Origin of the sequence: Pseudidiomarina aestuarii, from assembly GCF_048263735.1 — a bacterium.
Lineage (GTDB): Bacteria > Pseudomonadota > Gammaproteobacteria > Enterobacterales > Alteromonadaceae > Pseudidiomarina > Pseudidiomarina aestuarii_B.
This window is the reverse complement of record NZ_JBLXDX010000003.1, coordinates 260604-277008: the sequence shown is the minus strand read 5'-3', so window position 1 is coordinate 277008 and position 16405 is coordinate 260604. Positions and strand designations below refer to the sequence as shown.

Annotated in this window: 13 protein-coding genes; 9 read left to right on the top strand and 4 right to left on the bottom strand. The window is 45.8% G+C overall.

Annotation, left to right across the window (positions count from 1 at the left end):
- Positions 1-102: 102 nt before the first annotated feature.
- Genes ACN0S4_RS08430 through ACN0S4_RS08410 form a run of 5 tightly spaced genes read left to right on the top strand, consistent with a single transcriptional unit; the run spans position 103 to position 7592 of the window.
- On the top strand, positions 103-3822 hold the full coding sequence (locus ACN0S4_RS08430; RefSeq protein ID WP_417657246.1) for a nitrate reductase subunit alpha: 3720 nt from the start codon (positions 103-105) through the stop codon (positions 3820-3822).
- Positions 3823-3843: 21 nt separating this feature from the next.
- Complete coding sequence (gene narH / locus ACN0S4_RS08425; RefSeq protein WP_417657244.1) at positions 3844-5379, top strand: nitrate reductase subunit beta; 1536 nt, start codon at positions 3844-3846, stop codon at positions 5377-5379.
- Positions 5380-5383: 4 nt separating this feature from the next.
- Positions 5384-6112, top strand: a complete 729-nt coding sequence (gene narJ, locus ACN0S4_RS08420; protein WP_417657242.1) for a nitrate reductase molybdenum cofactor assembly chaperone — start codon at positions 5384-5386, stop codon at positions 6110-6112.
- Positions 6113-6123: 11 nt separating this feature from the next.
- Entirely contained in the window at positions 6124-6813 is a 690-nt protein-coding gene (gene narI, locus ACN0S4_RS08415) for a respiratory nitrate reductase subunit gamma (RefSeq protein ID WP_417657241.1), read from the top strand.
- An 8-nt stretch (positions 6814-6821) separates the two neighbouring features.
- Complete coding sequence (locus ACN0S4_RS08410; RefSeq protein WP_417657240.1) at positions 6822-7592, top strand: peptidylprolyl isomerase; 771 nt, start codon at positions 6822-6824, stop codon at positions 7590-7592.
- Between the two features lie 48 nt (positions 7593-7640).
- On the opposite strand, the gene ACN0S4_RS08405 is transcribed toward ACN0S4_RS08410, so the two are convergent.
- Both ACN0S4_RS08405 and ACN0S4_RS08400 read right to left on the bottom strand, forming a co-directional pair.
- Positions 7641-7937 carry a hypothetical protein gene (locus tag ACN0S4_RS08405; RefSeq protein WP_417657239.1) on the bottom strand — a complete coding sequence of 99 codons (297 nt, stop codon included), beginning with the start codon at positions 7935-7937 and terminating at the stop codon, positions 7641-7643.
- 67 nt (positions 7938-8004) lie between these two features.
- Positions 8005-10275 (bottom strand): nitric-oxide reductase large subunit, encoded by a 2271-nt coding sequence (locus ACN0S4_RS08400; protein WP_417657238.1) that lies wholly within the window; start codon positions 10273-10275, stop codon positions 8005-8007.
- Positions 10276-10538: 263 nt separating this feature from the next.
- On the opposite strand from ACN0S4_RS08400, the gene nrdG reads away from it, so the two are divergent.
- The 3 genes from nrdG to ACN0S4_RS08385 all read left to right on the top strand — a co-directional run bounded on the left by nrdG (position 10539) and on the right by ACN0S4_RS08385 (position 13373).
- Positions 10539-11045 carry an anaerobic ribonucleoside-triphosphate reductase activating protein gene (nrdG, locus tag ACN0S4_RS08395; protein ID WP_417657237.1) on the top strand — a complete coding sequence of 169 codons (507 nt, stop codon included), beginning with the start codon at positions 10539-10541 and terminating at the stop codon, positions 11043-11045.
- Entirely contained in the window at positions 11014-12849 is a 1836-nt protein-coding gene (gene nrdD / locus ACN0S4_RS08390) for an anaerobic ribonucleoside-triphosphate reductase (protein ID WP_417657236.1), read from the top strand. The genes nrdG and nrdD overlap by 32 nt, the downstream gene beginning before the upstream one ends.
- A 116-nt stretch (positions 12850-12965) precedes the next feature.
- Positions 12966-13373, top strand: coding sequence for a ribonucleotide reductase subunit alpha (locus ACN0S4_RS08385; protein ID WP_417657235.1), 408 nt, complete (start codon positions 12966-12968; stop codon positions 13371-13373).
- A 7-nt stretch (positions 13374-13380) separates the two neighbouring features.
- Here the strand turns inward: ACN0S4_RS08385 and hemN are convergent, their stop codons facing one another.
- Together hemN and ubiT are read right to left on the bottom strand one after the other, a co-directional pair.
- The gene (gene hemN, locus ACN0S4_RS08380; RefSeq protein WP_417657234.1) at positions 13381-14748 is read right to left on the bottom strand and encodes an oxygen-independent coproporphyrinogen III oxidase; all 1368 of its coding nucleotides are present in this window, start codon (positions 14746-14748) and stop codon (positions 13381-13383) included.
- 81 nt (positions 14749-14829) lie between these two features.
- On the bottom strand, positions 14830-15321 hold the full coding sequence (gene ubiT / locus ACN0S4_RS08375; RefSeq protein ID WP_417657233.1) for a ubiquinone anaerobic biosynthesis accessory factor UbiT: 492 nt from the start codon (positions 15319-15321) through the stop codon (positions 14830-14832).
- A gap of 87 nt (positions 15322-15408) precedes the next feature.
- On the opposite strand from ubiT, the gene ubiU reads away from it, so the two are divergent.
- Positions 15409-16404 (top strand): ubiquinone anaerobic biosynthesis protein UbiU, encoded by a 996-nt coding sequence (gene ubiU / locus ACN0S4_RS08370; protein ID WP_417657464.1) that lies wholly within the window; start codon positions 15409-15411, stop codon positions 16402-16404.
- Position 16405: the final 1 nt, after the last annotated feature.

Sequence of the window (16405 nt, the reverse complement as noted above, 5' to 3'; positions counted from 1 at the left end):
TTTCAGGTAACCACACGCCTGTGTGGACGTGGTGACCCTATGGTGTTTCCTGAGGTGCTTAGCCACACTACCGTGGTAACGACATCTAGCAGGAGTTAAAGGATGAGTCATTTACTCGACAAATTGCGGTTTTTCAAGACCCGAAAAGAACCTTTTGCCGACGGGCATGGGGTAACAACTGACCAAGATCGTACTTGGGAAAATGGCTATCGCCAGAGATGGCAACATGACAAAGTCGTTCGCTCGACTCACGGTGTAAACTGTACTGGTTCATGTAGCTGGAAAATTTATGTGAAAGACGGTCTGGTGACTTGGGAAACCCAACAAACCGACTATCCACGTACTCGCCCAGATTTACCTAATCATGAGCCTCGTGGCTGCCCACGAGGCGCCAGTTATTCATGGTACATCTACAGTGCAAACCGCCTGAAGTACCCTAAAATGCGTCAACAATTGATGCAACTTTGGCGTGAAGCAAAAGCCCAACACGATGATCCTGTCGATGCTTGGGAATCCATTGTCACGGATCCAGTAAAAGCAAAGAGTTATAAAGAACGCCGAGGTCTTGGTGGTTTTGTTCGAGCAAGTTGGGATGAAGTGAATGAACTAATTGCCGCGAGCAATGTGTATACCGCAAAGACTTATGGCCCAGACCGCATTAGTGGCTTTTCGCCAATCCCTGCTATGTCGATGGTATCTTATGCTGCGGGAGCTCGCTATTTGTCACTCATTGGCGCCAACTGCCTGAGTTTTTATGACTGGTATTGTGACTTACCGCCGGCATCTCCACAAGTGTGGGGCGAGCAAACAGACGTGCCAGAGTCGGCAGATTGGTATAATTCAAACTACATCATCGTATGGGGTTCAAATGTCCCGCAAACACGCACGCCAGATGCTCATTTCTTAACTGAAGTTCGGTACAAAGGCACCAAAACTTGTGTCATTACCTCGGATTATTCAGAAGCATCGAAGTTTGGTGATACGTGGCTAGCTCCGCGCCAAGGAACAGACTCCGCCCTAGCCATGGCGTTTGGGCACGTCATTTTGAAAGAATACTATGTAAATCAACAAAGCACATACTTTCAGGACTATGTGAAGCGTTATACCGATATGCCGATGTTGGTCATGCTGGAGCCCGGTGAAAAAGCGTTTAATCAAGGTCGTTTTTTGCGTGCAGCAGACCTCGTTGACAATCTTGGTGAGGCAAACAATCCAGACTGGAAGACTATCGCACTGAATTCAAAAGATCAGCGTTTGACAAGCCCAAATGGCTCCATCGGCTATCGTTGGGGAGAGAAAGGTAAGTGGAACCTTGAGCAAAAAGACAAAGACAGTGATTTAGACTTGCAGTTGAGCCTCAAAGACAATAATGACGAGGTGGTAGAAGTCGGTTTTCCATATTTTGGCTCAGCGCCGCATGAGTATGAGTATTTTCAGCACACCCATCATGACGAAGTTCAGATCCGCCTTATCCCAGCTAAGCGTGTGACGCTTGCCAACGGTGAGACTGCGTTGGTTGCAACCGTTTATGATTTGATGTTGGCACAGTATGGTGTCGATGATGGCAGTAACGATCCAAGTCGGGCGCAAAGCTATGAAGACGATGTGCCTTATACACCAGCGTGGCAAGAACAGATAACCGGAGTAAGGCCTGCAGATGTGATTCGTGTTGCCACCGAGTTTGCGCGCAATGCAGATAAGACCAAAGGACGTTCAATGGTCATCGTTGGTGCTGCATTGAATCATTGGTATCACATGGATATGAGCTACCGTGGCTTGATCAACATGTTGATGATGTGTGGCTGCGTAGGTCAGTCAGGTGGTGGTTGGGCACACTATGTAGGTCAAGAAAAGCTGCGTCCACAAACCGGTTGGCAGCCACTTGCGTTCGCACTTGATTGGCAGCGTCCACCGCGTCATATGAATGGTACTTCATTCTTCTACAATCATTCGAGTCAATGGCGTTATGAGAAGCTTGATATGAGCGAGGTCGTGTCTCCATTAGCCGATAAAAACAAATGGAAAAGTTCCATTATTGACTATAACACTCGTGCCGAACGGATGGGGTGGCTTCCATCGGCACCTCAGCTAGGGAGTAACCCACTCGGAATCGCTGCTGCGGCAAAAAATGCGGGTATGGATGTGAAGGACTATTTAGTCTCACAACTGAAAGACGGCAGCTTGAAGTTCGCTTGTGAGCAACCTGACGCCCCGAAGAACTTTCCACGCAACATGTTTATTTGGCGTTCGAACTTGCTGGGGTCATCAGGCAAAGGCCATGAATATATGTTGAAGCACTTTTTAGGCACTAAACATGGTTTGCTAGGTAAAGATTTGGGTGATTTCGGTGGTAAGAAGCCAGAAGATGTGGAATGGGTTGATGATGGAGCGGAAGGAAAGGTTGATTTGTGGGTGACACTAGACTTTCGGATGTCAACAACCTGTTTGTACTCAGACATCGTTTTACCAACGGCAACGTGGTACGAAAAGGATGACATGAATACATCGGACATGCATCCGTTCATTCATCCATTGACTGCTGCCATTGATCCGGTTTGGGAGGCGCGCAGTGACTGGGACATCTTCAAAGGAATTGCCAAGGAATTCTCTCGTGTATGTCAAGGTCATTTGGGAATCGAACAAGACGTCGTAACGACACCGATCATGCATGACTCGCCTGGTGAATTAGCCCAACCGTATGGCGTGAAAGCATGGTGGAAAGGTGAGTGTGAAGCTATTCCTGGCGTCACCATGCCTAACATCACTGTGGTGGAAAGAGACTACCCAAGCACCTATCACCGTTTTACCTCGCTGGGACCATTGTTGGATAAACTTGGAAATGGCGGTAAAGGTATCAACTGGAATACGCAAGAAGAAGTCGATTTCTTAGGCAAACTGAACCGTGTTCATCACGAAGAGGGGCCCAACAAGGGGCGCCCAGTGATTGATTCGGCAATCGATGCATGTGAGGTCATTCTCTCGTTAGCGCCAGAAACCAACGGACATGTTGCAGTGAAAGCCTGGGAAGCTCTGGGTGAATTCACCGGGCGTGACCACACCCATCTGGCCAAGCCTAAAGAAGAAGAAAAAATTCGCTTCCGCGATATCGTTGCACAACCTCGAAAAATTATTTCATCACCTACTTGGTCGGGGCTGGAGGATGAGCATGTGTCTTATAGCGCGGGCTATACCAACGTGCACGAGCTGATCCCATGGCGCACCGTCACTGGTCGTCAGCAGTTCTATCAAGACCACGAATGGATGCGCGATTTCGGCGAAACCCTGTGTGCTTACAAGCCACCGATTAACCTAAAAACCGTGGAGCCAGTGCTGAACAAGAAAGGCAACGGCAACAAAGAGATCGTGTTGAACTGGATTACTCCACACCAAAAGTGGGGTATTCACAGCACCTACTCTGACAACCTATTGATGCTGACGCTATCGCGCGGTGGCCCGATTGTATGGCTCAGCGAAATCGATGCAAAAGCTGCTGGGATTGAAGATAACGATTGGATCGAAATCTTCAACGTAAATGGTGCTATCAGTGCTCGAGCGGTTGTATCGCAACGCGTCCCTGAAGGAATGAGCATGATGTATCACGCACAGGAGCGAATCATCAATGTGCCCGGTTCGGAGTTAACTGGAACTCGCGGTGGTATTCACAACTCGGTGACTCGTGCAGTCATGAAGCCGACCCATATGATTGGCGGTTATGCACAACAAGCCTATGGCTTTAACTACTACGGTACCGTTGGCTGTAACCGCGATGAATTCGTGGTCGTCCGGAAGATGGACAAAGTCGATTGGTTGGACACTGAATAAGGTTGGAGTGAGGACGTTACCATGAAAGTAAGAGCTCAAATTGGCATGGTGCTAAATTTGGATAAGTGTATCGGTTGTCATACCTGCTCCATCACTTGTAAGAATGTTTGGACATCACGTGAAGGTGTTGAGTACGCGTGGTTTAACAACGTGGAATCAAAGCCAGGCGTTGGCTTTCCGAAAGAATGGGAAAACCAAGACAAGTGGAACGGTGGTTGGGTGCGCAATAAGCGCGGTCAATTAGAACTAAAAATCGGTGCCAAGCGTCGTGTGTTAGCGAATATCTTCGCTAACCCCGACCTACCAGAAATCGATGATTATTATGAACCATTTGATTTTGACTACCAGAATTTGCACACCGCAAAAGATAGCAAACATCAACCGGTTGCTCGTCCGCGCTCGCTGATCTCAGGTCAGCGCATGGAGAAAATCGAGTGGGGTCCGAACTGGGAGGAAATTCTCGGTACTGAGTTTGCAAAACGGAAGAAAGATAAAAACTTCGATGAAGTGGTGCAGAAAGACATTTATGGTCAGTTTGAAAAGACTTTCATGATGTATTTGCCCCGCTTATGTGAACACTGTTTGAATCCTGCTTGTGTGGCAGCATGTCCATCTGGTGCGATATATAAGCGAGAAGAAGACGGTATCGTTTTGATCGACCAAGACAAATGTCGTGGCTGGCGCATGTGTGTATCGGGATGCCCGTACAAGAAGATTTACTACAACTGGAAAACCGGTAAATCAGAAAAATGTACCTTCTGTTATCCGCGTATTGAGGCCGGTCAACCAACCACTTGTTCTGAAACTTGTGTGGGGCGTATCCGCTATTTAGGCGTGCTCCTATACGACGCAGACCGTATAGAAGAAGCAGCCAATACGCCAAATGAGCAAGACTTGTATCAAGCGCAGCTTGATATTTTCTTGGACCCGCATGATCCGGAAGTACAAGCCGCAGCCCGAAAAGAGGGCATAGCTGACAACTGGATTCAAGCTGCGCAACGCTCGCCAGTCTATATGATGGCAATGGAATGGAAAGTCGCGCTGCCGTTACACCCGGAATATCGAACATTGCCAATGGTTTGGTATGTGCCACCACTATCACCTATTCAAAGTGCGGTGGAAGCAGGACATGTGGGTTTGAACGGTGAAATTCCAGATTTGAAATCTCTCCGGATTCCACTACGTTATCTAGCCAATATGTTAACCGCTGGAGATGAAGCACCTATTGTTCGTGCACTGGAGCGCATGATTGCTATGCGAGCCTATAAACGCAGTCAGCATGTGGATGGTGTAGAAGATCTCGACGTGCTGAAACAAGTTGGTCTAACTAAGCATGAAGTAGAAGAAATGTATCGCTATATGGCACTGGCTAATTATGAAGATCGCTTTGTAATCCCGACTAGTCATCGTGCCTATGCAGAAAATGCCTACGACTTAAAAGGTAGTTGTGGCTTCACTTTTGGCAACGGTTGCAGTGACGGTAACAATGGAGTGAGTTTGTTTGGTGCGAAAAAACAAAGCGTGCGACAAGTCATTCCTGTAACGGTGAAGGAGTAATCACATGCAAGTTTTACAAGCTATTTCGCTGTTGCTTGACTATCCACGTGACGAGATTTTGGAGGCAACGGTAGAGCTTCGAGCACTCGTCAATGAATCGTCACTTAGCAACGCCAATAAACAAGCATTGGATTCTTTTATTGTCGAACGCACCAAAGGCAACTTGATGGATTGGCAGTCTGAGTATGACAGTCTGTTTGAGCGCGGTCGTTCGCTGTCGTTGTTATTGTTTGAACATGTTCATGGTGAATCACGTGACCGTGGTCAGGCGATGGTTGATTTGATGAGCCAATATCAACAAGCAGGTTTGGAAATCGGTATTAAAGAATTACCTGACTACATTCCGCTATATCTCGAGTTTTTGTCTACCCAGGGCGACGACAACGCGCGTGAGGGTTTAGCCGAGGTCGTACATATTTTGGCAGTATTAGCTGCTCGCCTCGAACAACGTGATAGTAACTATGCCGCATTATTCCAATGTTTAATTGAACTTGCCGCAATCGAAATTGATCTCGGAGATGTTCGCCAGCAAGTCAAGGGTGAAAAGCGCGACGATACGCCTAAGGAACTCGATAAAGTTTGGGAAGAAGAAATGGTGACCTTCACTGGTAATGATGCAACCAACACCTGTTCGACAGCACAAAATCGTCCAGCAGAAGGACAGCGTCGTGATCAGTTCATCCCATTGAATCTCGATCAATTGAATAATGTGAAAAACGCCGCGGACGCTTAAGGAGTTTCACCATGAATTATCTCAACACATTTTTCTTTGGTATTTATCCATACATTGCATTAGCGGTGATGTTTATAGGTACATGGGTACGCTACGATCGTGAGCAATTCACATGGAAGACTGGCTCCAGCCAGTTATTGGAAAAAAAGCAGCTGCGTCGCGGCAGCATCGCTTTTCACATTGGTATTTTAGCTATATTTGCGGGGCATTTTGTTGGCTTATTAACTCCCAACGCAGTTTGGCATGTACTTGGTATCAGTGCAGGCACGAAACAGTTGATAGCCATTATTGCTGGTGGTTTAGCTGGTATCGTATGCTTTTACGGGATGACTATCTTAATTGTGCGTCGGCTCAAGAATCCCCGCATCCGTGCCAATAGCAGTGCCATGGATATCGTAATTCTGCTATTGCTGTATGCGCAATTAATATTGGGAATGTTATCGATTTTTGTATCTCTCGATCACCTAGATGGTTCAACCATGCTCTTACTGATGTCATGGGCACAGAACACACTGACATTTGATGCGAGTACAGCGGTTGCTGCGATGACGGACGTTCACTGGATATTCAAATTACATATCACACTAGGTCTGACTATTTTCTTAGTGTTCCCGTTTACTCGTTTAGTGCATATGTTTAGCGTGCCGGTTCAGTATCTACGCCGGCAACATCAAATTGTTCGACAAAAAGCGGCTCGCTAGGGAGTTTAATGATGATCCAAGTGAATCAAAAAACGATCGATGAGCCAGCGATTTTGGCAGAGATGCAATATCATCCCGCAGATAGCCAAGAGCGAGCGATGACTAAAGCTGCGGAGTCGTTGGTTATCGGTGAACTACTTCGCCAACGAGCTGCCAAACTGGGGCTGCAGGTAACCGACGAAAGTAAAAAGTCGAGTGATAATGACTTTCTTGCTGCACTCATCGAACGCGAAGTGGCAATTCCGAAAGCAGATGAAGAGTCTTGTGAGACCTATTATCAGCAAAACACCGAACGGTTCATGACTTCTCCATTACTGGAAGTGCGGCATATCCTGCTTGCTGCAGCACCTGATGATGAGTTAGATCGTGTCAATGCGAAGATAGTGGCCGAACAAATTATCAAGCAACTCCGTGAAGGTGAGGACTTTGCTCGATTAGCTCAACAGCATTCGGCGTGTCCCTCTAGCGCTACTGCCGGTGGTCTTGGGCAAATTAGTCGTGGTCAAACCGTCGCCGAATTTGAGCGACAGGTGTTTACAGCAAATGAGGGATTGGTGCCGAATCCAGTTGAAACTCGTTATGGATTTCATGTGGTCACAGTCGATCGGAAAATTGCAGGGAAACAACTTCCTTATGAGACAGTGAAAGACAAGATCGAGACCTACTTGAATGAAAAGGTAGAGCGCAAGGCGGTCGCGCAATATATTCATACTCTTATTCAAGATGCCAATATTCAAGGCTTTGATTTTGTGGTTTCAGACTCTCCATTGTTGCAGTAACGTTCGTTTTCCCAAAAGATTAAGCCTCCGTTATGGAGGCTTTTTTATTTAGCCTGAGATCAGATTGTTGCGTTGTAATACTTTGTAAGTTCGACTTGCGAGCTTTTTCATAAAAGCTAAGTCAGCAAGGGTTGGAACAGCTGTCTTGTTATCGAGTTCGACTTGCCATTGACTAACCTCAGAATCAAGCATCTCCATCATCTTCTTCGAGCAGCCACGGCATATGCCCTGGCACATGTCTGCGGCCTCTAAGCCGAAAGGAATGGTGTCTCTAATGGTTTGAATCAATGTGCGCATCGCATCACTTGTATCGGGCTTGCGTTGTCGTTTATTTGATTCAGACATACACGCCTCCAAAAACAAAAAGGGGAGGGCACTGTGGGGAAAGTGCTCCTCCCAAAACGGGTATTCTCTAGTTCTGTTTTAGGGCAGCTGCATCTGCTGATGATTGTTTGCCCCACAAGCCACTGACGACTTGCCAGCTAATAGCTAATGCGCCAATGATAAAGATCACATCACCAACGGTGCGCACCCAGCGCAAACCTTCAAGTAATGGTTGTTGCATAAAGGCTTCACTACGAGCGTACCAAAGGCCTTCAGAGACAGCTGCGTAGAACTGAATGAATCCAATCGGAAGAAGACTAGTGAATAGCATCAAACCGAGGCCTATATTCATCCACCAGAACGCAGTGCTCATGAGTTTGTCATTGAAAGCGAGATGAGGACGTATGTAGCGCAAGATAAGCAAAACAAAGCCCAGCGCTAAGAAGCCGTAAACACCAAAGAGTGCAGCATGGGCATGAGTTGGTGTGGTATTTAGACCTTGCACATAGTAAAGCGAAATAGGTGGATTGATCATGAAGCCCAGTACGCCAGCACCCAACATATTCCAGAAAGCAACTGCAACGAAACACATCAGTGGCCATTTAATGCGAGCCATCCATGGGGCTTTATGTTGCATACTCCAGTTTTCCCAAGCTTCGTAACCGAGCACAATCAACGGCACTACTTCCAAAGCACTGAATGTTGCGCCCACTGCCATGACGGGAGTGGTTGTACCGGAGAAGTACAAATGATGGAACGTACCGGGTACACCACCAAGCATAAACAATGAAGCGGACGCAAGTGAGGCTGTAGTGGCCATGCGTCTTGAGACGAGCCCCATGCTGTGGAAGATAAAGGCTATGGCTGTGGTTGCGAACACTTCAAAGAAACCTTCAACCCATAGATGCACAATCCACCAACGCCAGTACTCCATGACCGATAAGTGAGTGCGTTCACCATAGAAAAATCCTGCGCCGTAGAACAAGCCAATCGCTACAACGGAAGCAGTAAATAGAGCCAGTAGGTTTTTGTCACCCTTGACTTTAAATGCACCAATAATGCCGCGTATCATTAGTACCAGCCAAAAGACGATACCGATGAATTTACCGATCTGCCAAAGGCGTCCGAGGTCAACGTACTCATAACCTTGGTGACCGAGCCAAAAGTTGAGATGCTCGGGCATGATTTGCGCAATGGCAAGGAAACTACCTACAAAGGTGCCACCGACAACGACAATTAGTGCCCAGAATAAGATATCAACGCCTAGCTTTTGATATTTTGGATCTTTACCACCATTGATAATGGGTGCAAGAAATAATCCCGCTGCGAGAAAACCGGTAGCAATCCAGAACAATGCTGCTTGAATGTGCCATGTGCGCACCAAGCTGTAAGGGAACCATTCTGACACATTAATGCCATAAAACTCTTGGCCTTCAACAGTGTAATGCGCAGTAAAGCCACCCAAAAATACCTGCAACGTAAATAAGGCAACCACAATAAATAAATACTTACCTAATGCCAGTTGTGAAGGCGTTAGCTTTACCAAACTAATCGGATCGTGCTTGGGTACTTGAACGTCTTCTTCATCGTGTTTACGTATGAAGGCCCAAGCCCAAATCAAACCGCCAACACCAGCAATAAGTAAAATGACGCTGATAATCGACCAAATGATATTTTCCGGACTAGGCACATTGTTGATGAGTGGTTCATGCGGCCAGTTATTTGTGTAGGTGATATTACTATCGGGTCGCTCGGTAGCAGCAGACCATGCAGTCCAGAAAAAAAAGTGTGTCATTTTCTGGCGTCGTTCGAGGCTAGGCAATGTGTTTTCTTTCATCGCGTAGCTCTCACGCGTGCTGCGCAAGCTCGGGTCATCGTTGAACAATCGAACGTAATAATCAGCAGTGATTGTGATAGCTTGAGCGCGTCGCTCGTCTATAACAATTTCATTGCTATCGGCATTATAGGTATTTGTGCGATAAGCCCGTTTAAGTTCAAACTCGAGTTGATTTTTTTGTGCTGGAGTCAGTTTATCAAAGTCTGTCGCATAGGTTTCCTCAGCAGCTATCTCAAGCCAAGCGAGAAGCTCTCGATGCAACCAATCCGCTGTCCAATCCGGTGCTTGATATGCACCATGACCCCAGATTGAACCTAACTGCATACCACCTACAGATTGCCATGCAGTTTGCCCATCAAGAATTGATTCTTCCGTCATTAATACCTGCCCGTTTGTTGTTACAAACTTGGCAGGAATTGGTGGCGCTTCCCGATACACCTCTTTACCAAAATACCCAAGAATACCGAACGTAATCGCCAGAATAGCGATGAGCGTCCACCAAAGTTTCTTATAACCGGCCATACATCACCTTATTAGTTGGAGTTCATCTTCAGTAATGTCTTTGCAATAAGCCTGCCAATTATTAAGCTTCTGAAAATTATAGTTAAAAAATAATTATGGGTATAAAAGACCTAAGCAACTGCTAGGTGAATTTACATGTTTGGGTCATTTTTACCCACGCACAGTTTTTATTGATCTTGATCAAGGAAAATCTAGTCATATCAACTAGCCTGATACACAAGATATAGTGTTTTAATTTGAATAAGGCACAGGATATAGGGTTTATGCGATTTAGTGCGGAAGCGGTTGTGTTTCAAGAAGTTCCTGGTGAGGTAGCGTTAGCGTATACCATCACGGGTTGTCCAATTGGTTGCAAAGGCTGCCATAGCGCAGACAGTTGGTCAGCAGATCGTGGACACCCGTTGACCGCTAGTCATCTGCAACAACAGTTTGACCGTTATCAGGGACTTATCACCGCCGTTCTATTTCTAGGTGGTGAATGGTATTCGCAAGATCTTACCTATTTCTTAAATATGGCTAAACAACGGGGTTTAGCAACATGTTTATATACCGGCTTAGTCGATGTTGATGACGGTCTGAAAAAACACCTCGATTATTTAAAGACAGGACCGTGGGTCGCTGAGCGCGGGGGACTGATGAGTCCTAAAACTAACCAAAGATTTTACGATTTGCGCTCGGGCAAAGTACTCAACGCATTATTTTGCCCGGAATTTATCGAACTAAATAAGGAAGGACAAAATGCTGCGCTTACATCCAGATCAACTCGATAACAAAATGCAGTTCATCCATGAGTATCTGCAAGCACAAAATGCGGCAGATGGCTCGAAAATGGATGCCAATGCCAACGTGACACAAAAAAATATTGCGACACTAGAAGCTGAGCTGATGAAGGATTTCTTCGTCCAGGTTAATCGCAAGCAGGTCAGCAGCAAGATTGCTGAGTTGTTTGGCAATGATCTTGCTCAAGAGTATGTTCGGCAGATCGAAGAGCATGAAATTTATGTGCATGACGAAACCAGTCTGAAGCCATACTGTGTTTCGGTGACCATGTACCCATTCTTACGTGATGGCTTGACAAAACTCGGCGGTGAATCACTCGCACCGAAACATCTAGAAAGCTTTTGTGGTTGTTTCGTGAACTTCGTATTTGCAGTTAGTTCACAGTTCGCCGGCGCAGTAGCCACCGTCGAATTCCTTACATATTTCGACTATTTTGCGCGCAAGGATTACGGTGATGATTATTTAACCACCCATCGACGTCAAATTGAAAACCACCTACAACATGTTGTTTACGCGTTAAATCAGCCAGCCGCAGCAAGAGGGTATCAAAGCGTGTTCTGGAATATTTCGATTTACGATAGATTCTACTTTGACAGCATGTTTGGAACGTTCGTGTTCCCTGATTTCAGCAAACCTGAATGGTCATCAGTGAGTGCTTTGCAAGATTTCTTTATGCAGTGGTTTAATGCAGAACGTAAGAAAACAATCTTGACGTTCCCAGTCGTTACGGTTGCGATGCTGACTGAAGATGGACACTGTAAAGACCAATCGTTTGCTGAAGAAATTGCAACGGAGCTCGCAGAGGGGAATTCATTCTTTGTTTACTTATCGGATAATGCAGATTCACTGGCGTCCTGTTGTCGTTTACGCAGTGAAATTAGCGATCACACATTCTCTTACACGCTCGGTGCGGGAGGAGTGGCGACCGGCTCTATCAATGTGATTACGATCAATATGAATCGCCTAGTGCAAGATGGTCGCGATCTTGCTGTAGAAATTGACAAGATCCAGAAGTATCAAGTGGCGTATCGCAAGCTTATGGAAGCTTACAAAGAAGCCGGTCTATTGACTGTATACGATGCTGGTTTCATTAGTTTAGATAAGCAGTTTTTGACGATTGGTATCAACGGTATGGTCGAGGCCGCAGAATCTCAAGGCATTGTGGCAGGAAATAATCCCGACTATACCGCGTTTGTCCGTGAACGACTCAAAGTAATTTATGATGCGAACCGAGCTGCACGGAAAGAATATGGATATATGTTCAACACTGAGTTTGTGCCTGCGGAGAATCTAGGTGTGAAGAATGCTAAATGGGATCGTGCAGATGGATATTTTGTCCCTCGTGACTGCTATAACTCCTATTTTTATGTTGTTGAAGATGAAGCTTCGAATGCGCTGGATAAACTTGTTTTGCATGGTTCAGAGCTAACTCAATATCTGGATGGTGGCTCGGCATTGCATCTCAATCTAGATGAGAAACTCACCCAAGCTGGATACTTAACGTTGTTGAACACAGCGGCTCGTACAGGCTGTAATTATTTTTGTATTAATGTGAAGATCACGATTTGCAATGCATGTGAACATATCGATAAACGAACACTCGAAGCATGCTCGGAGTGTGGCTCTGAGGATATTGATTATGGCACGCGAGTTATCGGTTATCTAAAACGTGTTTCTGCTTTTAGTACTGGCCGCCAACAAGAGCACAATAAACGTCACTATCATCGTCAACATCAGGCGGAAGTGGCGCATCCAGTGGGTGCTGCACAGCGCGCATGGCAACAAGCCAGTTAAGTGTGCCAGACAAACTACTCACAAAGAGGGAGCTAAGCTCCCTTTTTTGTTGTATGGGTTTGTTTGGTGTAACCGCGTACACTCCTCAGTTGAATCAATTTCGAGAGATGCCCATTATGGTTATTGAAAGCTATTCCGATTTAATTGCTGCTGCACAACAACAGCCTGAACCACAACGTTTGCTTTTTGTGCTCGCCAAAGCTGAATTGCCACAAGATGCAACAGCGAGTCAGCAACAACGATATGCACAGCAACAAGGTGGAGCGTTGGAACCAGTACTTTGTGTTGATAAATTACCAGAAGAGGTAGCTGATTTTTCTCTATTGTTAGAGGAGTCGCATCATACTGGAGTGGATTGGGATATAGCTTTCATTGCCAGTATGGAAGGACGTGCAGGACATCCACCCAGTAGTGATGAGGCCGACCAGCCGCTGACTCTAATGGTGAACAAAATTAAGGCAGGCAGTATCGCTGAATTTGTTACGGTTAATCGGAAAGGCGAACTACTACAGCTGTTCGCCTAGAGTTTAATTAGACCACTTTCGAATAACGAGGCATCGTTGTCTCGTTATCTAAGTATGCGTCGAAACACGCACAGATACTGCGTACCCATAATCGTCCCAGAGCTGTGACATTCAATGACTGATCGTCTACTTCGACGAGTCCATCTTCGATAAAAGGTGCGAGCTTTTCTTTTGCAGTAGCAAAGTAACGCCAGAAATTATCGAGGTTCCAGGTTGTTGTAAATAGATTGAGGTCGAGCTCAAAGTGACAAATAACTTGTGAGATTAGTGCAGCACGAAGACGGTCGTCATCACTTAATATGAAACCTTTCACCACGGGTAATTGGTTATTCTTGAGCGCTTTGTAGTAGTCAGGTAAATCTTTGCTATTCTGCCATAGTACGCCGTCGATCTGACTGATAGAAGATGCACCGATACCGAGCATGCAATCCTGACCTTCAGTTGTATAGCCTTGGAAGTTGCGTTGTAGGCGTCCTTGCTGCTGGGCAATTGCCAGCTCATCCTCTCTTTTCGCAAAATGGTCCATGCCGATAAACTGATAGCCAGCTGCAGTAAACTTGGTGATGCCGAGTTGCAGTAACTCAAGCTTTATAGGTGCTGTCGGTAGTGAACTGTCGTCAATTTTACGCTGGCCTGCAAAACGACTCGGCAAATGCGCGTAACTAAATAACGACACACGGTCTGGATTCAATGAAATTACCTGCTCAATAGAGGCGGCGAAAGAGGCTGGTTGTTGATAAGGCAAACCATAAATTAAATCCAAGTTAATTGAGCGGAAACCGAGTTCTCGGCTCAACTGCACTTGATGCGCTATTAAGTCAGTGTCTTGTACGCGATTAATTGCAATTTGTACTTCTTTGTCGAAATCTTGCACACCATAACTGACACGGTTAAAACCCAGTATTCGCAGATGTTTTAGCTTCTCGTCGCTACAACTACGGGGATCAATCTCGATACTCAATTCAGCATCGTCAGTAATATGAAAATGTTGCTGCAACAGTGTCATCAGGCGACTCAATTGCTCTTCAGTGAGAAAAGTCGGGGTACCACCGCCCATATGAATTTGATTCACTTGCTTTTGCGCAACATGAGGCTGATAAATAGCCATTTCTTTGGCTAACATATCGAGATAACGATCAGCCTTGTGTTGATGACGAGTGATGACTTTATTACAGCCACAGTAGTAACAGAGCTTGTGACAAAATGGCAAATGGATGTAAAGGCTAAGTGTCTCGGAGCTATTGGCTAAAGTATTAAACACATTCTGATGTTCGAAACCACCATGCAAGGCTAGCGCAGTAGGGTAAGACGTATAACGTGGTCCATTGATATTGTATTTATCAATCAGTGCTTGATTCCAAATTACTGCAGCCATATTAGGCTCCCAACGTTCTGCATGTGTGAGCCTAGATTTTACGTGATTTAGATCATAAATTTGATACTCCTGAAGGGATACTTAGTTGATCTCGATCATGGATTTATCCGCCAATTTACACAGTTGCTGATGCACTGCAGCTGGCAACCGCTGTTCGAGTTCAATGGTATCGAGCAGATTTTTGATCCGTAGGCCTAACTCAGTATCACCGGTGAGTAGAAGCTTGCGCTTAAAAAACAGCGTGTCAGGATCCACTTTTTGAGTTGTCAGTTGCAATAGAGCTGACCAGGTAACCCGCATGGAAACATCTGCTTCGGTAGTTATAGGAGTGACGTTAAGAAATGTCCGCTGATAACGCTTTGTTGCACTGACCTGAAATTGTAATTCGATATCGCTAATTGTAATGAAGACTTTTTTACCTATCAAAAAATCAAATGATCCGCGCTCACAATCAGTTTTAAAAATACGACCAAATAAGAGTGTTATACCGCCATAAATTAGTGGCTTAGGTACCCATCTCAGAGTCTGTTTTAGTCGTTCGGGAGTGTGTTCTACTCCTTTAGGAATAGCCATTCATTGTTCCTGTTTTTGCGCGTCATCAAAGTTATCAGGGATTATAATTGCCATTATGGATGCATGTTCATGGCACGGATCAATAAAATGGAACTTCTTTGTCCTGCTGGCAGTATGCCAGCCTTAAAAGCAGCACTCGAGAATGGTGCGGATGCAATATACGTCGGTTTCAAAGGCGAAACGAACGCGCGTCATTTCGCTGGATTGAACTTTGATGTTTCGACACTGCGGGAAGCTGTCCGTTTGGTACATCGCTACGGAAAAAAAATTCACGTGGCCATCAATACCTTTGCTCATGTCAGTACTTGGGATCATTGGCGTCAAGCCATTGATGATGCCGCTGCTGTCGGAGTCGATGTGCTGATTGTTGCTGATATAGCAGTGCTCGCCTATGCCGCAGAGCGGTATCCGAAACTTGAGTTACACCTTAGTGTTCAAGCGTCGGCAACGAATGCAGCGGCAATCGATTTTTACAAACAGTTTGGAATCAAACGTGTGGTTCTGCCGCGCGTGTTGTCAATGCAGCAAGTCCGCGCGCTGGCACGAACAACGGATATAGAGCTCGAAGTCTTTGCATTTGGCAGTTTATGCATCATGGCTGAGGGAAGATGTTACCTAAGTTCCTACATGACGGGACAATCACCTAATACTGCAGGCGCATGCTCACCAGCACAGTTTGTTCGTTGGGATGAAACGAGTGATGGCGGTTTAGAATCACGTTTAAATGGCATCATGATTGATCGTTTTTCAGTTCATGAAACAGCGGGTTACCCAACCCTCTGCAAAGGACGTTTTAAAGTAGGTGATGAAACGTACCATGCTTTGGAAGAACCGACGAGTCTCAATACTCTAGATCTATTGCCGGAGCTCTATCGCGAGGGTATTTCGAGCTTGAAGATTGAAGGTCGTCAGCGCAGTCCAGCATATGTTGCGCAGATCACCCGAGTCTGGCGACAAGCCATAGATGCGGTCATGATCGATCCTGAGCGTTTTACGGTTTCAGCAGAGTGGGATGCAGTGCTATCTGGACTCTCAGAAGGCAGTCAAACGACACTCGGCGCCTACCATCGAAAATGGAAGTAAA